At 72.3% G+C, this 16672-nt stretch carries 17 protein-coding genes; 3 read left to right on the top strand and 14 right to left on the bottom strand.

Annotated elements, in window-relative coordinates; genetic code table 11:
* Positions 1 to 4 precede the first annotated feature (4 nt).
* From ACIQF6_RS35415 to ACIQF6_RS35395, 5 genes are read right to left on the bottom strand one after another with little or no spacing between them, the layout of a single operon-like run.
* A complete protein-coding gene (locus tag ACIQF6_RS35415) occupies positions 5 to 1123 on the bottom strand; it encodes a hypothetical protein (protein ID WP_400902855.1) in 1119 nt (372 codons plus the stop codon).
* A complete protein-coding gene (locus ACIQF6_RS35410; RefSeq protein WP_400902852.1) occupies positions 1120 to 1419 on the bottom strand; it encodes a DNA-binding protein in 300 nt (99 codons plus the stop codon). The genes ACIQF6_RS35415 and ACIQF6_RS35410 overlap by 4 nt, the downstream gene beginning before the upstream one ends.
* A 17-nt stretch (positions 1420 to 1436) precedes the next feature.
* Positions 1437 to 2180: a hypothetical protein gene (locus ACIQF6_RS35405; RefSeq protein ID WP_400902849.1), complete on the bottom strand. Its 744-nt coding sequence runs from the start codon at positions 2178 to 2180 to the stop codon at positions 1437 to 1439.
* Positions 2177 to 2545, bottom strand: coding sequence for a hypothetical protein (locus tag ACIQF6_RS35400; protein WP_400902846.1), 369 nt, complete (start codon positions 2543 to 2545; stop codon positions 2177 to 2179). Before ACIQF6_RS35400 ends, ACIQF6_RS35405 begins: the two co-directional genes overlap by 4 nt.
* On the bottom strand, positions 2536 to 3396 hold the full coding sequence (locus ACIQF6_RS35395) for a hypothetical protein (RefSeq protein ID WP_400902843.1): 861 nt from the start codon (positions 3394 to 3396) through the stop codon (positions 2536 to 2538). Before ACIQF6_RS35395 ends, ACIQF6_RS35400 begins: the two co-directional genes overlap by 10 nt.
* 258 nt (positions 3397 to 3654) lie before the next feature.
* Between ACIQF6_RS35395 and ACIQF6_RS35390 the strand changes: the two genes are divergently transcribed.
* A complete protein-coding gene (locus ACIQF6_RS35390; protein WP_400902841.1) occupies positions 3655 to 4347 on the top strand; it encodes a Crp/Fnr family transcriptional regulator in 693 nt (230 codons plus the stop codon).
* A 6-nt stretch (positions 4348 to 4353) separates the two neighbouring features.
* Here the strand turns inward: ACIQF6_RS35390 and ACIQF6_RS35385 are convergent, their stop codons facing one another.
* The 8 genes from ACIQF6_RS35385 to ACIQF6_RS35350 form a co-directional block, all read right to left on the bottom strand.
* Positions 4354 to 4812 carry a hypothetical protein gene (locus ACIQF6_RS35385; RefSeq protein WP_400902839.1) on the bottom strand — a complete coding sequence of 153 codons (459 nt, stop codon included), beginning with the start codon at positions 4810 to 4812 and terminating at the stop codon, positions 4354 to 4356.
* A 230-nt stretch (positions 4813 to 5042) separates the two neighbouring features.
* Positions 5043 to 7142, bottom strand: coding sequence for an elongation factor G (fusA, locus tag ACIQF6_RS35380; protein WP_400902836.1), 2100 nt, complete (start codon positions 7140 to 7142; stop codon positions 5043 to 5045).
* A 471-nt stretch (positions 7143 to 7613) separates the two neighbouring features.
* Positions 7614 to 8018 (bottom strand): hypothetical protein, encoded by a 405-nt coding sequence (locus tag ACIQF6_RS35375; protein WP_400902833.1) that lies wholly within the window; start codon positions 8016 to 8018, stop codon positions 7614 to 7616.
* Between the two features lie 268 nt (positions 8019 to 8286).
* On the bottom strand, positions 8287 to 8952 hold the full coding sequence (locus ACIQF6_RS35370) for a VC0807 family protein (RefSeq protein WP_400902831.1): 666 nt from the start codon (positions 8950 to 8952) through the stop codon (positions 8287 to 8289).
* Positions 8953 to 9221: 269 nt separating this feature from the next.
* Positions 9222 to 9854, bottom strand: a complete 633-nt coding sequence (locus tag ACIQF6_RS35365; RefSeq protein WP_400902828.1) for a TetR family transcriptional regulator — start codon at positions 9852 to 9854, stop codon at positions 9222 to 9224.
* 180 nt (positions 9855 to 10034) lie between these two features.
* Positions 10035 to 10832: a DUF1684 domain-containing protein gene (locus tag ACIQF6_RS35360; RefSeq protein ID WP_400902825.1), complete on the bottom strand. Its 798-nt coding sequence runs from the start codon at positions 10830 to 10832 to the stop codon at positions 10035 to 10037.
* Between the two features lie 72 nt (positions 10833 to 10904).
* Entirely contained in the window at positions 10905 to 11768 is an 864-nt protein-coding gene (locus tag ACIQF6_RS35355) for an acyl-CoA thioesterase (protein WP_400902822.1), read from the bottom strand.
* A 320-nt stretch (positions 11769 to 12088) separates the two neighbouring features.
* Entirely contained in the window at positions 12089 to 12919 is an 831-nt protein-coding gene (locus tag ACIQF6_RS35350) for an alpha-ketoglutarate-dependent dioxygenase AlkB family protein (RefSeq protein ID WP_400902819.1), read from the bottom strand.
* Between the two features lie 162 nt (positions 12920 to 13081).
* Between ACIQF6_RS35350 and ACIQF6_RS35345 the strand changes: the two genes are divergently transcribed.
* Positions 13082 to 13951, top strand: coding sequence for an MBL fold metallo-hydrolase (locus ACIQF6_RS35345; RefSeq protein WP_400902816.1), 870 nt, complete (start codon positions 13082 to 13084; stop codon positions 13949 to 13951).
* 318 nt (positions 13952 to 14269) lie between these two features.
* Here ACIQF6_RS35345 and ACIQF6_RS35340 read toward each other — a convergent pair whose 3' ends face one another.
* Positions 14270 to 15061 carry a transglycosylase family protein gene (locus ACIQF6_RS35340; RefSeq protein WP_400902813.1) on the bottom strand — a complete coding sequence of 264 codons (792 nt, stop codon included), beginning with the start codon at positions 15059 to 15061 and terminating at the stop codon, positions 14270 to 14272.
* 623 nt (positions 15062 to 15684) lie between these two features.
* Here ACIQF6_RS35340 and ACIQF6_RS35335 point away from each other — a divergent pair.
* Positions 15685 to 16659 carry a hypothetical protein gene (locus tag ACIQF6_RS35335; protein ID WP_400902810.1) on the top strand — a complete coding sequence of 325 codons (975 nt, stop codon included), beginning with the start codon at positions 15685 to 15687 and terminating at the stop codon, positions 16657 to 16659.
* The last annotated feature ends 13 nt before the right edge of the window (positions 16660 to 16672 follow it).

Genomic DNA, 16672 nt, shown 5'->3' with positions numbered 1-16672 from the left:
TGCATCAGGCGGTGAGGACGCGGGCCCGCCGGTTCCAGGCACCGACCTTGGTCATGGCGTCGGCGAGCAGGTGCACCGCTGCACTGATGTCGGCGGCCGGGCCACGCAGTTCACGATGCACGGCGATCAACGTGTCCACGACGGTCCGGAACAGAGCGAGAGTCTGCACTCCCTCCTGGGCCGCTCCCGAGATTGCGACGAGTTGGGCGACAAAGCCCCGGTCATCAGCACTCCACGAGGTCGGTGGCGTCCGCTCCAACAGGTCGGTCGCCGCATGAACACCTGCATCAATACCGAGCATTCGGTCCGAGAAGTCACGGGCTGTCGCCCGCAGGTCCGCCGCCGGTCCGCTCAACGCCTCGGCCAGTTGCCCGGCCGTCGTGATCCGGGCACCCGGCAGGCCCCCGTCCCGCTTGGCACGCTGGGTCCCGGCAGTGTGCGACTCCGTCAACTCGGCGATGGACACGACGAATTCAGTCATCGCGGTCAGGTCGCCGGCCATCGCGGCCAGCCCAGACTCCAAGTCTGCGAAGGTCGCCAGCAGGGCCGGAACGTACTCATGGGACTCCTGCTCGGCCCTCTCTGCGGGCAGCTGCGCCGGCGGACTCGCGGGCCGGTGACGGAACTCGGCCTCGCCGCTCTCTCCGCCCAGGGCCCGCGCCAGCAGCTCGGTGAGCTCGTTCCTGGTCCTGGCCAGCCCGGCGGGCGACCGCTCGAAGAACAGAGTGCCGACCGGCCGGAGGTCCTGACCGATCTCGGCCAGGTGGACGATCGCTTTCCCGCTCATGCGCCGAAGGCCAAGTTCATGCACCACCCGGGCATCTCCGCCGCTCACGTCGGCGATGACCAGATCGGCCTCCAGCAGCAGTCTTTGGGCCGGCTCGGCGCCATCCTCCGCACCGGAGAGGAAGCCGGCCAGCATCGGGGCGACACCGAACGCCGTGCACGCCGGACGGACAGCCTGTTCGTACACCTGCAGGAACTGATCGTGGGTGCGACGGGCAGCGGATCCCGCTTCCGCCCGGCCGTCCCCGACCGGGCCGATGACGAGGCAGGTCCATGGCCCTCGGCGGAGACTGGGATCACCGGGCGGCACCGGCCCGGACGATGGTGTGGTGGTCATGTGAGGTCCTCCGGGTCCAACAGGTCGAAGAGAGGCGAATCGCGCGCCCATCTGGCGGCAAGGTCCGCGCCGGTCCGCAGGTCGGCCGCTCGGACCGACCGGGACTCGATCCCGAGAGCAGCCAGCAGCCCGCTCGTCGGGACCCGGTAGAACCGGCCGATGCGCAGTACCTCGCAGGGGAACGCATCGACAGCTGCGAGCCGGTAGGCCAATGTGCGGCTGATGTCGAAGGCCCGGGCGGCGGTGAGCAGGTCGACCGACACCGGCAGCTCGAACACCTCGGGGAACGTCAGCACCCGGCGATCGCACCGGGTCACCTGACGGCCCCGACGGGGAGCGTCTGTCCCGCTCGGTGACGGCCCGACGGCAACCCCAGCCGGCACACGTCGGGGTTCGGAAACCCGAGCCGCGCTGCCAAGGCGCCAAGGCGAATCCCCTCGAGTTCCGCGCCCGCCGCAGGCGGCTGCCAGGACACGTCCTCGCCGAGCTCGGAGAGCCTCGCCCCCGGCTCCTCATCCGGACGGGCTGCCAACCGTCCGATGTCGGCGACCGGGATCTCGTGCCCGACCGCCCGGGTGAGCGCCCAACAGTGTCGGAGAGCCGACCCGATCAGGAGACTGTCGACGTTCTCCGGGGGGTGCGACCCGAAAGCAGCCAGTTGCTCGATCATGCCGGTGACGGCGGACGACTCCAGGTCGGCGCGGCCCACACCGAACGTGCGCTGAATCCGGTGCAGGGCCGAACGGAGCCGGGGAACGGCCAGCCAGAGCATGACCGTCCGCCATCCGGTCACGGTGCTGCCCGGATCGGGCGGGCCGCACCGCTCCCGGCCGGCCAACAGAACGACGTGCTGCCAGACCGCACGCCTGACCGTGGCCTCCCGGGGTACGTCGTAGAGCCACTGCCGGGTCTCCGCCGGGGAGAGCCAGGCTGCGGCGCCGCCCCCGGCCCAGGTGACGGCCACCCCGGCCGGACGCGGCCCCGGTCCGATGGCAACCTCGCGGCAGAGGAGTTGGAAGGCTGTCGTGCTGCCGGCGCTGAGCGGGATCGTCGTCATGAGTTGGTGCCTCCTCCCGAGTCGGGCGGTGTGGTGGATCGATCGACCACCCCGGCAAGACGCCGCCAGTAGGAGCCGAGTTGTACGACCAGGTCGTCCAGGGCCGTCCCGAAGGCCAGCGCGGCGGTGGAGAACGGCCGGCCGTCCACCTGGCCGGCCCGGTCCGCGCCGGCCAGGTGAAAAACGATGCTGATGTCGCCGGCCGAGCCAATGATCGCCAGCCCGTTCTGTACGCCTTGGTGGGCTGCCGGGAGGGACTCGTTCTCCCCTTCGCCCGGCCTGGGCTCCGGCTCCCCGGCTGTGGGAACTCCGGTCGCCGGAACAGGTTCCGGCGACCCGTCGTCAAGTGGTCCGCTCATCGGCACGGGCCCCGGCCTCCCGCCCCCGGCTCCGACCCGAACCCGAGAACGATGTCACCGACCACCCCTCCCATCAACGCCATGCCGTTCGACACGTCCTGAGTGACAGCCTGGATGTCACCCGGGCGGACCGCGGCTGCCCTGCCCGACGCGCGCCCTCCTCGCCGCCCCGGATACACCGCCCCGCCACGCCGTGCCGGGGGTTCAGGAACTCTGAGCAGCCCGCCCGACGGAACCGGGACGAACAGCCATGCCTGTTCCTTGAACGACTTGTCGTCCACAGCGGCCGTCACCTCGATCATCCGGCTCGGGTGCACCGATCCGTAGCCGGCCGCCACGGTGTCCCGGTAGACCCGTTCCGAGACGATCGCCACCAGCCGGGTGGCCCACGGATCCGCAACCGCCATCGCATGCCGAATGACATCCGAGTCGACGAGTCGGTGCGCCTGGTTGCGGGCCTCACCGTTGCCGTCCCCCGGCCCCCCGTGCAACGGCAAGGGACCGGAGGTGAGCGCGGCACGCATCCGGAGCGGTTCCGATCCCAGACACTCGGGGCAACGGCCGAGCGCCGCCTCCAGCTCGGCGAGGAACGGGTGAAGCAGCTGCGGCGAGTAGGCCGGCGCGCAACCGAAGACGACGCCGTCCCCGGTATTGCGGGCGAACCGCTTGTCCCTCCGGACCTCGTCCAGGCCCGAAGCGGTCAGCGCATCGTCGACCAGTGGCTCGATCAGCGCACTGATCGCGACCTGTTCCGCGCTCGAACGCCTGGTGTACCGCTCCACGTCGACCACCACAACCATCTGGTTCTCGGGCTGCTGCGCCCCGCCGTGGAAGGCTGGAACAGCGCAATCACTCATGGCACCTCCAACTCATGGCACCCGGGAGCCACCCGGGCCGATCGGCTCTCCAGGAGTGTGCGCCGACGGCGGCCCGCGAGTTGTGCGGATCCGCAGTCCGCGGCTCGGGTGCCTGTGCTACCCGCGCGCGTTTCCAGCGGTACGGCCCGTCGGAGAAATTTTTCGGTCTCCCACTCGCCGAACGACCGGCCCACAGGGCCCGGCTCCGACACAGCGAAGTTGGGCAGCTTTGCGGAGTCTCTGCCCTAGCCTCTGACCATGCATCAGATGGCGGACGGTTGCGTGGGAGTGGGTCGGACCCTGTATGACGTACTGAGCCCCGAGCAGTTGAGCGAACTGACCAGAGGCTGGCGGCGAATGGAGTGCAGTCGCGGCGACGCTCTGATCGAACAAGGGGTGCCGTCGGACTACGTCTACTTCGTGGAAGACGGGGTGTTCCGTGTCGACCGACTCGTCGAGGACGGCAGATCCTGGCTCCAGGCGTTCCGCTCGGCGGGCGACTCGCTCGGCGAGACCGCCGCGCTCTACGGCCCTGAACCGAGAACCGCCAGGGTCCGCGCGCACACCGAGTGCCGCGTCCTCGTCTGCCGACCATCCTCCTTCAATCAGCAACTGATCAGAACCGAAACGAACGAGAACTTCCTTCGTTACCTGCTGTCACGCTCCCGCGAGACCGAAGCGGTGCACGGCCCCGGCGATCCGGAGGTGCGCATGGCCGGCCTCATCAGGCCCCTGGTTCGTCATGCGCAGCGCCTCCGTGGTATCGACGCGAAGGAGGTCGTGATCAGTATCAGTCGGAACCATCTCTCCCAGGGTCTGCGCCTCGGCCGGGACCGTACGGACCGACTGGTGGACACGCTGTCCATCGGCGGCTACCGCCAGAACGGCCGGCTCACCGTCAATCTCGCACGCTGGAGGGAGACCGTCTCCCGGCTGGGCCTGTGGCATTGAGCTGAACTACGTCGCAGCGATGACGGCCGCACACACCTCGAAGCCATGATGCCACGCCTGATCCATCAGGTATCCGCCGTTCATCCCATGGTCCGCCAGCCTGACGAACCTGCCGCTCCCGATCCGGTCGGCAACCTTCCGGATCGGCCAGCGGCGGTCCGCCATATAGTGGCTGACCGCCGACAGCCCGAGCGCGACAGCAACTCGCGACGGCCTCAGCCCAAGGCCCAGCAGGCGTCCCCCGAGCAACAGCACCGCCCCCTGGGTTGCCGTGTATGCCGCCACATGCGAGGCGCAGGCCCGCCGCCCCCTCCAGCTCGACTGGCCGGGCTCGCTGTCGCACTCACCTTTGGTGGCGGCCTGGTAGTCGGTCTGCACCCAATGGTCCGCCACATCGGCCGCGACACGCATCAGGGCGTAGACCGAGGCGAAGCGAGCGGCGCGCGACAAGTCGTTCGGGACCACGGACTCCTCCAACTGGAACAGGGGGCAGCGGCAACCCCCGTGAACACTGAGGACGCGATGAGAGACCGAACAGCACGAATCGAGCAGAAGACACACAGCGAGCTACTCGACCTGCAAACACCTGAACGACTGATGCCTGAGTGTCGAGCTGCGGCCGGAAGGGGCCCCGCCGGGGAGTTCCCGGCGGGGCCGTCGTTTGCGCCGTCACCGCCGCCGGCGCGGGGCCGTTACTACCGGCGCGGGGCCGGGGCGTGGCCGGCCGGGTGTGTGGTGAAGGTGCCGCGGCCCTGGGTTCGGCTGCGCAACGCGGCGGCGTAGCCGAAGAGTTCGGCGAGGGGGACGGTGGCGGTCAGGACTGTTTCGGTGGTGCTGCGGGGGGCGGAGGCGTGGACGCGGCCGCGGCGGGCGGACAGGTCGCCGAGGACGGTGCCGAGGGCGTCCGGCGGGACGGTCGCGGTGAGGTGCACCACGGGTTCCAGCAGGATCGGGCCGCCGCGTCGCAGGGCCTCGCGCAGGGCGAGGCGGCCGGCGGTGCGGAATGCCAGGTCGGAGGAGTCCTTGACGTGGGTCGCCCCGTCGGTGAGGGTGACCCGGACGCCGGTGACCGGGTGGCCGAGCGGGCCGTCCGCGAGGGCGTCCCGGCAGCCCGCCTCGACGGCCTGCACGAACTCCTGCGGGACCCGCCCGCCGGTGACGGTGGAGCGGAACTCGAAGCCGTCCGTGCCGGGTTCGCCGAGCGGTTCGACGTCCACCACGATGTGCGCGAACTGCCCTGCGCCGCCGTCCTGTTTGACGTGCCGCAGGACGAGTCCGGCGACCGGGCGGGAGCTCGTCTCGCGGTAGGCGACCCGCGGCCGACCGACAGTGACCTCCAGCCCGAGCCGGCGGAGCTTCTCCACCGCCACCTCCAGGTGCAGTTCGCCGAGGCCGGACAGCACCCGCTGCCCGCTCTCCGGATCGGTCCCGACCACCAGGGACGGGTCTTCCTCGGCGAGCCGGAACAGCGCGGCCGCCAGCCGGTCGGTGTCCACCGAGCGGCGGGCCTCGACCGCGACGGTCACCACCGGGTCGGCGGCGACGGCCGGTTCGAGCACCAGCGGGGCGCCCGGCGCGCACAGCGTGGTGCCGGCCCGGGCGGCCTTGGGCCCGACGACGGCGACGATGTCGCCGGCCACCGCCGTGTCGGTCTCGGTGTGCCGGTCGGCCTGCACCCGCAGGATGCGGCCGATCCGCTCGGTGCGGCCGGTGCGCGCGTCGAGCACGGTGTCCCCCTTCCGTAGCGTTCCCGAGTAGATCCGCAGGCTGCTGAGCCGCCCGGTGCTGCCCGCGTTCACCTTGAACACCAGTGCGGCCAGCGGCTGTTCGGCGTCGGCCGGGCGCTCCTGCGCGGTGCCCTGCCAGTCGCCGCGCACCGGCGGGACGTCCAACGGCGAGGGCAGGTACGCCGTCACCGCGTCCAGCAGCGGTTCGATGCCGCGGTTGCGGTACGCGGAGCCGCACAGCACGACCACCGCCTGCCCGTCGGCGGTGAGTTGACGCAGCGCACCCGCAAGGGTGTCCGCGTCGAGGGTGCCGGTGGCGCAGTACTCCTCCAGCGCCGCCGGGTGCAGTTCGGCCACCGCCTCCGCCAGCGCCTGCCGTCGACGTTCCGCCTCGGCACGCAACTCGGCCGGGACGTCGGCGACTTGGACATCGGCTACGTGAACGCCGGCGACGCTGCCGGGACCGTCCGTCCAGGTGAGTACGCGCAGCCGGAGCAGGTCGACCACTCCGGTGAAGCCGCCCTCCCGGCCGATCGGCAACTGCACGGCCAGCGGCACCGGGTGGAGTCGGTCCCGGATCGAGGCGACCGCCGCGTCCAGGTCCGCGCCGGGCCGGTCCATCTTGTTGACGAACGCGATCCGCGGCACGCCGTGCCGGTCGGCCTGGCGCCACACCGACTCGCTCTGCGGCTCGACGCCCGCAACGGCGTCGAACACCGCCACCGCACCGTCCAGCACCCGCAGCGAACGTTCCACCTCGTCGGCGAAGTCCACGTGCCCCGGGGTGTCGATCAGGTTCAGCCGGTACCCGGCCCAGTCGCAACTGACCGCCGCAGCAAAGATGGTGATGCCGCGGTCGCGCTCCTGCGGGTCGAAGTCGGTGACGGTGGTGCCCTCGTGCACCTCACCGCGCCGGTGGGTCGCCCCGGTCAGGAACAGGATGCGTTCGGTAACGGTGGTCTTCCCGGCGTCCACGTGCGCGAGGATGCCGAGGTTGCGGACGGCCGCGGTCGCGGAGACGGTGCCGGTGCCGGTGCCGGTAGTGCGGAAGGTGAGGTCGGTGCGCATGGCCCGGTGCCTTTCGGAATTCGGTGCTGAAGTGGGCAGCGCGATTCACAGGAGCAGCGCGAGCAGCAACCCCGACCCCGGACCCGCCGCGACGGCGGCAAGGCGCGATGCGGCGCACAGGCGCACAGGCGGTGGGAACGGCCGTCGGCAGGACGCCGACACGGCCGTGCGACGACCACAACGGGTGTTCGCAGCAGGGAGGTTGGTGGAGCTCGCGGTCCTTACCGGCGCCGGCCGCGCAGCGGGCGCCGGCCTGCCGAGGACACCAGGATCACCTCGAACCGCGACGGGGGAACGACAGCAGCGGCAGTACGCACAGCCGGCCCCTCCCTCTCCACATCACGGTGCGCCCAGTCGGCCAACCGGCCCGGGCGTCTTTCGGCGAGCCGAGTCTAGGGACGCCCGACCGTCACCGTCACCCAAATTTCCGCTCGTCCATGTCGGGCGAAGGGAAGGGTATATAACGTGCCGTCAGTCCCAGACGATCGAGCGGATCGCCATTCCGGCGGGCACCGGAGGCACGTCCAGGTAGTCGTCGACCAGGCCGGTCACCACGCCGCTGGACTCCCATCCGATCGTCCAGGACTCGCAGTTCGCGGCGTCCGCACTGGTGCACACGGCGACGGCCTCGGCCAGCAGCTCTTCCAAGTCCAGGGTCTCCGGGTGGAGTTGCACCCGCACCCAGGCCACGTCCGGCCGGTCGGCGATCCGGGCCAGGCCGGCGGCCAGGTCGGCCAGCGGCGGTCGGCCGTAGCCCCACTGGTTCGGTGCCAGCGAGTCCTCGACGGTGTTGCCCTCGAAGAACTCGGCCGGCGTCAGCAGCGGCAGCACACCCTCCGGGCCGGCCCGCCCGATGACGTCCTCGACAGAAATCATGCCGCCGATCCTGCCCGCCCCCACCGACACCAGCCCCACCGACGCCAGCCCCGCCGACACGACCCGACCCCCCGCGACAGCCACCCCACACCGTCGGCCAGCGACGGCGCTCAGCAACGGCACCCGGCGACAGCGCTCAGCAACAGCGCCAGACGACGGCCGCGGCGGCCCCGGCCACCTCCGCCGAGACCGCCGCCCCGCACCGCGCCGCATCGCCCCGTCCCGCACCGCACCGCACCACCCCGCGCCGGAGAGTTGCCTTCCGGTCTCAGACCAGCAGACCGTTCCGCTTCACGTACCAGGTGTGGATGCCGAGCATCGCTCCCAGCACGACCAGCCACTGCAGCGCGTTCACCAGCGGCACCGCGCCGATCGGCAAGGTCATCGCGAAAGCGACCCGGATCAGGGCGTCCAGGGTGAAGCCCGAGCCCCACAGCAGCGTCAGCAGGCGAATGTGGCGCCGGAACGCCGGGTCGTAGTCCCACTGGCCGGTCCAGGCGTCCGCGCCCACCGGGCCGATCTTGGCGGCGACCACTGTCCGGGCCGCGCCGAGTGCCCACGGGCGACGGGCGAACAGGCTGCCCAGGATCCACAGGCCGATCACCCCGAACACCCAACTGTCGCGCACCAGCAGCACCCTGGGGCTGCCCGTGACGGCCGACAGCAGCGCGCCCACCCCGATCAGCAGCAGTGTGAACACCGGCATCGGGTCCAGCCGGCGGTTTCGCACCAGGCCGTAGATCACCCACGGCAGCGCGGTCAGGCTGCTCAGCGTGATCGCCAGCCACTGGCCGGCACCGAATCCGAGCAGCGTGTAGTACGCGCCCAATGGGATCGCCAGCTCGAACACCAGCGACTTGGCCGCCTGCCGCAGACCGCGCGCAGACCGCTGCTTCGGCGTCGCGTCGTCCCCCGCCAGCGCCGCCCAGTCCACCTGCCCGTCCGCCGTCCGCGGCAGCTCGATCGCACCCCCACCGTCCGCACCCCCACCGGAACCGACGCCACCAGGGCCAACGCCACCGGAGCCGGAGCCGAAGCCGAAGCCGGGGCCAACGCCACCGGCGGCCCCAACATCCGTGCCCGCCAAGGCCGTTCCCGCCACGTCCGCCACCCTCATGCCCGTCCCCGCCCCCACCCCTGTCCCCGTTCCCGTCACGTCCGGCACCACCCCGTCAGGCCCGACCGTCTCGGGCCGTCGTTCGTTCATGCGTCCTCCCCCGGTACCCGGTGCACTTCCATGCAGATCTCCGCCGGGCGCACCGCCCGGTCGAAGAGGTCGGCCAACTCCCGTGCGCTGGTGGTCACATCCATCGCCGGCTCGCGGAGCACGCGGACCAGGACCGCGTCGATCGCCCCCCGGATCGCCGTCACCAGCACCTTCGCGTCGAACGGGCCGTAGTCGCCGTCCGCCTGGGCCGCGCGGACCACGTGCTCCTGAAGGTCCATCACCGCCTGGCGCCCCGACGCGAACTCGCTGTCCGTGTCGTCCCCCTGGCCGTTGAGGATCTCCACCAGCGCGGCCAACTCCCGTGGATGTGCGGCCGCCAGCTCGATGTTGGACTCGATGTACGCGCGAAGGCGCGCCCGCGGGCCCACCGCCGCTTCGATCCGCGGCCGCATGTACGCCTCGGAGACCCGCAGGACCTCCCCGACCACCTCGCGCAGCAGGTCGTCCTTGCCCTTGAAGTGGTACGAGATCATCCCGGTGCTGCTCAGCCCGGCGTGCTTGGCGATCCGCGCGAACGAGGCTTTGGCATACCCCGCGTCGGCGATCACTTCGATGGCCGCCTCGACGATCTGCCGACGCCGCGCCGATTCGGTGAACGTGCGCCCCACGGAGCACCCCTGTCTGTCTGCTCGTTCGAGCCAACCCTTGCTCGACCGAGCAAAACGGTAGCGCTCTTTGCTCACCCGAGCAAGAAGCTGCGCGAACGAGCAGACAGTCCATCAACCGCCTCGAACGCCGCCGGCCCCGGCGAAGAGTTCGCCGGGGCCGGTTGCGGGACAGGGAGGGACTCAGACGGTGACCACGTGCCGCTCGCCCGCCTCGACGGCGACGGTGAGCCGGTTGCCGGGCGGCGGGAACGGGCAGATGAAGTGGTCGGAGAACGCGCACGGCGGCAGGTACGCCCGGTTGAGGTCGAGCACGGTGTTCCCGTCGGCGTCCGGCGCGGGGAGCGTGACGAAGCGGAACCGGTAGGTCTCCCGGCCGCTGGTGCTGTCCGCGATGACTCCGCTGAGCTGGCCGCCGGGGCCGTCGGAGCCGCTGACCGTCAGCGTGTGGGCCTGTCCGGCCAGCGTGAAGGCGATCCGGCCGGCGACCGTCAGCGGGCGGGCCCGGCCGTCGGCGTTCTCCACCATCAGGGCCTGCACGCCGTCCTCGAACGGGGCGAACACGGCAGGCACCGCCCAGTCGGGCGCGTACGGGAAGACCGAGATGCCGGCGAACGAGGCCCGGCGCGGCGCGGCGGGGTCGAAGACGCGCAGGGCGAGTTCGCCCTCGCGTTCGATCGGGACCAGGCGCAGCCCGTCCAGCACGGCGATCTGTGCGCCCGGATCGGTGTCGGGGCGCAGCGCGACCCGGCCGGTCGCCTCCCGCTGCTCGCCCTCGAGGCGGACGCCGTCGCCGGCGGCGAGTTCGGCGCACACGGTGCCGCTCTCGACCCACCAAGTCCCGGGCAGGCCGGGCAGTTTCGCCGGTTCGGGCTCCAGCCAGTGGGTGCCGGTCAGCGCCAGCGGGCCGTGCGGGGCGCTCACGGCGGCGCTCCGGGACTCCGTCCAGTGCTGCCACGCCTCGGCTGCGGTGTCGGTCATCGGACTGCCTCCAAGTGGGGCTCTGGTTAGGGCACTTGCTTCACGGGGCGGAGAATCGGCCGGTCCAGCGGGTCAGCGGCCGGCGAGCGGCCGGAACAGCCCCTCCTGCATCACGGAGACCACCAACTGCCCCTTCCGGTCGTAGATTTCGCCGCGGGCCAGGCCGCGTGCGCCGTGCGCTATCGGCGACTCCTGCCGGTACAGCAGCCAGTCGTCGGCCCGGAACGGGCGGTGGAACCACATCGCGTGGTCCAGCGAGGCCATGTCGAAGTTCCGTTCGCCCCACAGGGGTTCGACGGGCGCGCGGACGGCGTCCAGCAGGGTCATGTCGCTGGCGTAGGTGAGCGCGCAGACATGGATCAGCGGGTTGTCGGGCAGCGGGCCGTTGGTCTTCAGCCACACGCCGCTGCGGGCCTCGACGCCGTCGAGTTCCTCGCGGCTCCACCTCAGCCGGTCCACGTACCGGATGTCGAAGGGCTGGCGGCGGCTGATGAACGGCGGCAGTTCGCCGAGCCGGGAGCCGACCTCGTCCAGCGCGCTCGGCAGGTCCTCGGGGGCGGGGACGTCCGGCATCGGGAACTGGTGCTCGATGCCGCCGTCCTCGGGCTTGTGGAAGTCCGCGGTCAGGGCGAAGATCGACCGCCCGCCCTGGATGGCCATCACCCGGCGGGTGGTGAAGGAGCGTCCGTCCCGGATCCGGTCCACCTGGTAGACGATCGGGACGCCGGGAACGCCGGGGCGCAGGAAGTAGGCGTGCAGGGAGTGCACCGGCCGGTCCTCGTCCACCGTGCGGCCCGCCGCGACCAGCGCCTGGCCGGCGACCTGCCCGCCGAAGGTGCGCTGAAGCGCCTCCTCGGGGCTGCGGCCGCGAAAGATGTTCAGCTCGATCTGCTCCAGGTCGAGCAGGTCGACGAGCTGGTCGACGGGGGTTCCCATGTATGTCGCTCCCTCTCCGGGCGGCCGCGCGGAGCTGGGTGTGCCGCCGGTCGCCGTGTTCCGTCCAGCACAAGTCTCCGCGCCCGCCGGGAATTCCCGCCCTCCGGCACGCCCACCGGCCCGCACCCCCTGCCCACGCCCCAGCGCACTCCCCCGGCCCCCCGGCCACACACGCAGACCCCGCCACGCCGCCGTCCGGTACGGCGCCGCCCGGCCCCACCGACCGCCGCGCGACACAGCCGGCCCGGCACAACCGGCCCGGCACAGCCGCCCGGCACAGGGACACCCGGCCCCGCCGCCACCGACCCGCGCAGCCGCCGCTATTCCAGGCCGGACTGCCGCACCGTGATGTTCAGCCGCCCCACCAGGCCGAGCTCGGGGTCGGCCGTGCCCGGCAGCGTCCGCACCACGCCGTGGTACGCGAACCGCATCGGACCGCCGAACACCAGCAGATCGCCGCTGCGCAGCTCCAGGTCCGTCCACGGGCGGGTCCTGGTCTCGGTGTTGCCGAGCCGGAACACGCAGGTGTCGCCCAGCGACAGCGACACCACGGGCGCGTCCACCCGCTCCTCGCGGTCCCGGTGCAGGCCCATCTTCGCGCCGTGCGGGTAGTGGTTGACCAGCGCCACGTCCGGCGCGAAGCCGGCCGCACCCGCGATCTCGCCGATGCCGAAGCCGACGCCGGTGCCGGTGCCGACGCCGGTGCCGGTGCCGACGCCGAAACCGGCTCCGACGCCGTCCCCGCCGCCACCACCATGCGCGTCCCCGCCGCCGCCACCATACGCGTCCCCGCCGCCGCCACCGCTGCCGCCGCTGCCGCCGTACGCCTCCGCGACAGCCCGCCGGGCCAGCTCCCCGAGCCTCGGCGGGAACGCCTTCACCGGCGCGCCGTCGCCGTCCACCACCGTGCGCGCGTAGCCGTACGGGTACCAGTGCCAGCCCAGGCACACCGTCCGTACCGACATCACGCCGCCGGTGGGCAGCGTCACCGTCCGCATCCCGGCCGGCGGCCGCGCCCACTCCCGGCACGCCGCGACCAGCTCCCGCTGCTCCTCCGGCCCCAGCCATCCGGGCAGCAGTACCACCCCGGGCGCCGGTTCCTCACGGTCACGCCCGAACAGCTCCCCGGCGAACACCCCGCCACCGCTCATCCCTCCATGGTCCCACCGGCCTCCCCACCGCCACGCGGCCCGCCCCGCCCCTGCCCCGCCGCCACTTCGCGCGCCGTGTCGCGCCCGTCGCCCCACATGCGGAGGCCCCGGTCCCGTCCGACTCTGGGGGGAGGGGTGTTGCCGGTTGGCGGAGGAGGCGCGATGCATCCGCTGGAGTTCCGGGTGGTGGACCTTCCCGAGGAGTCGTCGCACCAGGCGGCAGTGCTGGTGCTCGGCCAGCACCGGGCGGTGCTGGTCGGTACGGGGCTGCGGCTGGCGGACGGGCGGCGGCTGGAGCGGGAGGTGGCGTCCTCGGGGCGACAGCTGAGCACCGTACTGGTGCCGGACTTCGCGCCCGAGTACTGGCTGGCGGCGGAGGTGCTCCGCGACGCGTTCCCGGAGGCCCGGTTCGTCGCGCCTGCGCCCGTCCTGGCCCGGATCGAACGCAATCACCGGGAGGTCCGCGCGGCCTGGTCCGGCCTCGGGCCGGAGCTTCCCACCCGGCTGGTCGGGCTGGAACCGCTGAACGAGGACGCGGTGGAGCTGGAGGGCCACCGGCTGGAGCTGCGCGGCGCGTCCCTGGGCCTGCCGGACCGGCACTACGTGTGGGAGCACCGCAGTCGGACCCTGCTCGGCGGGCCGCTGCTGTGGCTGAACGTCCACCCGCGACTCGCCGACACCCCGCACGCCGCCCAGCGCACCGCGTGGATCGACCTGCTGGACGAGATCGCCGCCCTCGACGCACAGCTCGTCGTCCCGGGCCACCGCCACCTCACCACCCCGGCATCAGCGCCCGAATCGGCCCCGGCTCCGACCCCGGACTCGCACTCGCACCCGGCTCCGGCTCCGGCTCCGAACCACGCCCCCGACCCGGTCGCCTGGACCGGCGACTACTTGCGCGCCTTCGAGACCGAGCTCGGCAAACCGGTCGCCCCGGAGGCCGTCGAAGCCGCCCTGCTGCACCGCTTCCCGTCCGCCGCACTGCCCGCCACCGTGGCACCGAGCGTCCGCGCCGCCCTCGCCCACCCCTGAGCACCGGCGCCCCCGAGAGCTCGCAGCCCCGGAACCGGCCGGCCCGACACCCGGCAAGCCCGACCGACCGGAAGCCCCGAGAACCCGAGAACCCGGGAAGCCCCGAGAGCCCAAGCCCGGGCAGCCCCGAGAACCCGGGCAGCCCCGACGCTGAGCAGCGCCCCGCCCCGGCCACCTGCGCAGTGCGGCCACCCGGTCGAACCGGCGGTGGGTCCGGGAACGGCGGAAGCCGCCACCCCGGCAGTGGGGTGGCGGCTTCACGCCGACAGGATGGGATCAGTTGACGATCCCGGGGGAAGCGGGGCTTCCGGGGGTGTTTCAGACGGACAGGACCTGGCCGGGGAGGATCAGGTCCGGGTTGCCGCCGATGACACCGGTGTTCTTGTTGTACAGGCTGTGCCAGTCGACGCCGAGGCCGGCGGCGATCTTGGACAGGGTGTCACCGGACTTGACGGTGTAGGTGTTGCCCTTGGCGGTGTTGGCGGCCGCGCCGGACTTGTTCTTCCAGGTCTGCTGCTTCGGCGCGTCCTGCTTGGCGGAGGTGCTCGGCTGGACCTTCGGGGTCTGGACGGCGGGGGCCTTGGCCGAGTTGTTCACCACGGTGTTCGACTTCGCGGTCGAAGACGCGGTCGAGGACGAGGACGCCGAGGAGCTGGAGGTGGTCGACTTCGAGGAGGTCGACGAGGAGGAACCGGCGGAGGTGTCGACCTGGGCCGGCGCGCCGCCCTTGGTCAGACCGGCCTTGACGGAGCACACCGGCCAGGCGCCGGGGCCCTGGGAGGCGAGCACCTTCTCGGCGACGGCGATCTGCTGCGCCTTGGTGGCCAGGTTGGCCTGCGCGGCGTAGGCGGTGCCGCCGAACGCGGCCCAGGTGGAGGAGGTGAACTGCAGGCCACCGTAGAAGCCGTTGCCGGTGTTGATGGACCAGTTGCCACCGGACTCGCACTGGGCGACCTTGTCCCAGGTCGCGACGTCGGCGGCGGAAGCCGAGTTGGCCGTGACGAGGCCGGCCACCGGGGCGGCGAGCAGGGCGCCGCCGACGACAGCCGCGCGGACGCGGTTGCGCTTGGAGGCGGTGGTGGCAGCGGCGGTCTCGTTACGGAAAGTCATGAGATTCCTCTCGACATCCCCGGGATGGGCAGGCGGAACCAGACCCCGTGCGGGGTCGTGTTCGCTCGCCAAGTCCGGTGGGCGGCCAGGCACGTGTCGGACGTGCCGCTGCCGCCCCGGCCACCTGTCCGCATCCCCGGCGGCGGCTGGCTGCCGTCGCGCCGGTGGCGCAGGGTCCGGGTCCGGGGTGAGCCGGGGCGGACCGTGCGTCGGGGGTGAACCCGGGAGGTGCTCGTTGCACCGGCCATGAACCTACGAAGCGGGTGTGCGGGCCGCCAAACAGTTTCGGGTTGTCCCAGGTCAAAGAGGGGTTACCGGCGGTATTGATCAAGCAAACGAAGGTGATATGTCCCTTTCGTCCGCTTTCCCTAAGATCATTCCATCTGCGAATATGCTCCCGGTCACAGTTTGGCCGGTGTGAGGTCGGGCACAGCGTCGACAGATAGCGACGCCCCGTGCGCACAGGGCAGTCAGAAGCCGTGCAAATCCCGTCGTCCGGCCGTCGACCCGTGACCCCAGCCACAACCTCCCGTTGGTAAAGGCGGTCGGCGCGCCCCGCGCCGCGTGCCCGGAGAGTCCCCGACCGGGCGCACCCGAACGTCAGGGCGAAACGAGGAGTCTTTGTGCCGCGCATGCTTGAGGTGAGCGAGGACGTACGCGCCGAAATCGGCGACGACGAGGCCGAGAGCCTGCTGGCGGGAGCCCACGCCCCGGACGCGTACGACTGCACTTCGTGCCGACAACCGGGCGACTCGCTGCGCGAACGCACCAGCACGGTGCTGTTCGTCGGCGAGGAGACCGCCGTGCTGGCTTTCGCGCACGCCCGGTGCATCCCGTCCCAGGTGGTGACGGTGGACGAGCAGCAGCTGCGCGGCGCGGTCGCGTCGATCAGCCAGGGCGGCACCGCCGCCGTCCCGGAGGCCGCCGTGCCCACCCACGCCGTACCCACCCACGCCGTGCCGGCCCAGGCGCCTGCCCCGGTCACCCACGCCGTGCCGGCCGCCCACACCGTGCCGGCCCAAGCACCCGCCCCGGCCGCGCCGGCGGTCCCTGCGGTCCCGGCCGAGCCCGCCACCCTGGTGACCATCCCGGAGCCGATCAACCCCGTGCCGGCCGGCCGGCCGCAGCCCGCCGTGCTCGGCGTGACCTGCGGCATCGTGCTGTGCGGCGACACCCAGCACGCCGCGCTGGTGATCGAGCCGACCGGGCCGGTCGGGCGGCCGGGGAGCGTGAGCGGCGAGGACGAGTTCCTGTCGCTGCTGACCGAGCACGGCTTCCAGCTGGTCCAGGACGTCAACCGGGCGCCGTCCCGGCCGCGGGCCGGCTGGTCGGTGCTGATGGCGATGGGGCAGCTGCACGCGATCCTGCAGCCCTCGGCGACCGGCGGTTCGGCCGCCTGGTGGCAGGCCCACCAGGCCCTTCAGGTCACCCCGGCGTGGCGGGCGGCGGCGGCCCGGAAGTCCGAGGTGATCATGTTCGCGGTGCCGGCCGGCGCGGTCGGCCGGCAGCCCCGCGAGGACCTGCTGCGGGTGGCGCTGGACCGCGCCGCCGCCCGCGGCGTGCTGGCGGCGGGCATGCTGCCGCTGGCCGGCACCTGAGCGGGAGCACGCC

The organism is Kitasatospora sp. NPDC092948, assembly GCF_044754805.1.
GTDB lineage: Bacteria > Actinomycetota > Actinomycetes > Streptomycetales > Streptomycetaceae > Kitasatospora.
The sequence above is the reverse complement of the archived record's forward strand: the minus strand, read 5'-3'. Positions and strand labels throughout refer to the sequence as shown.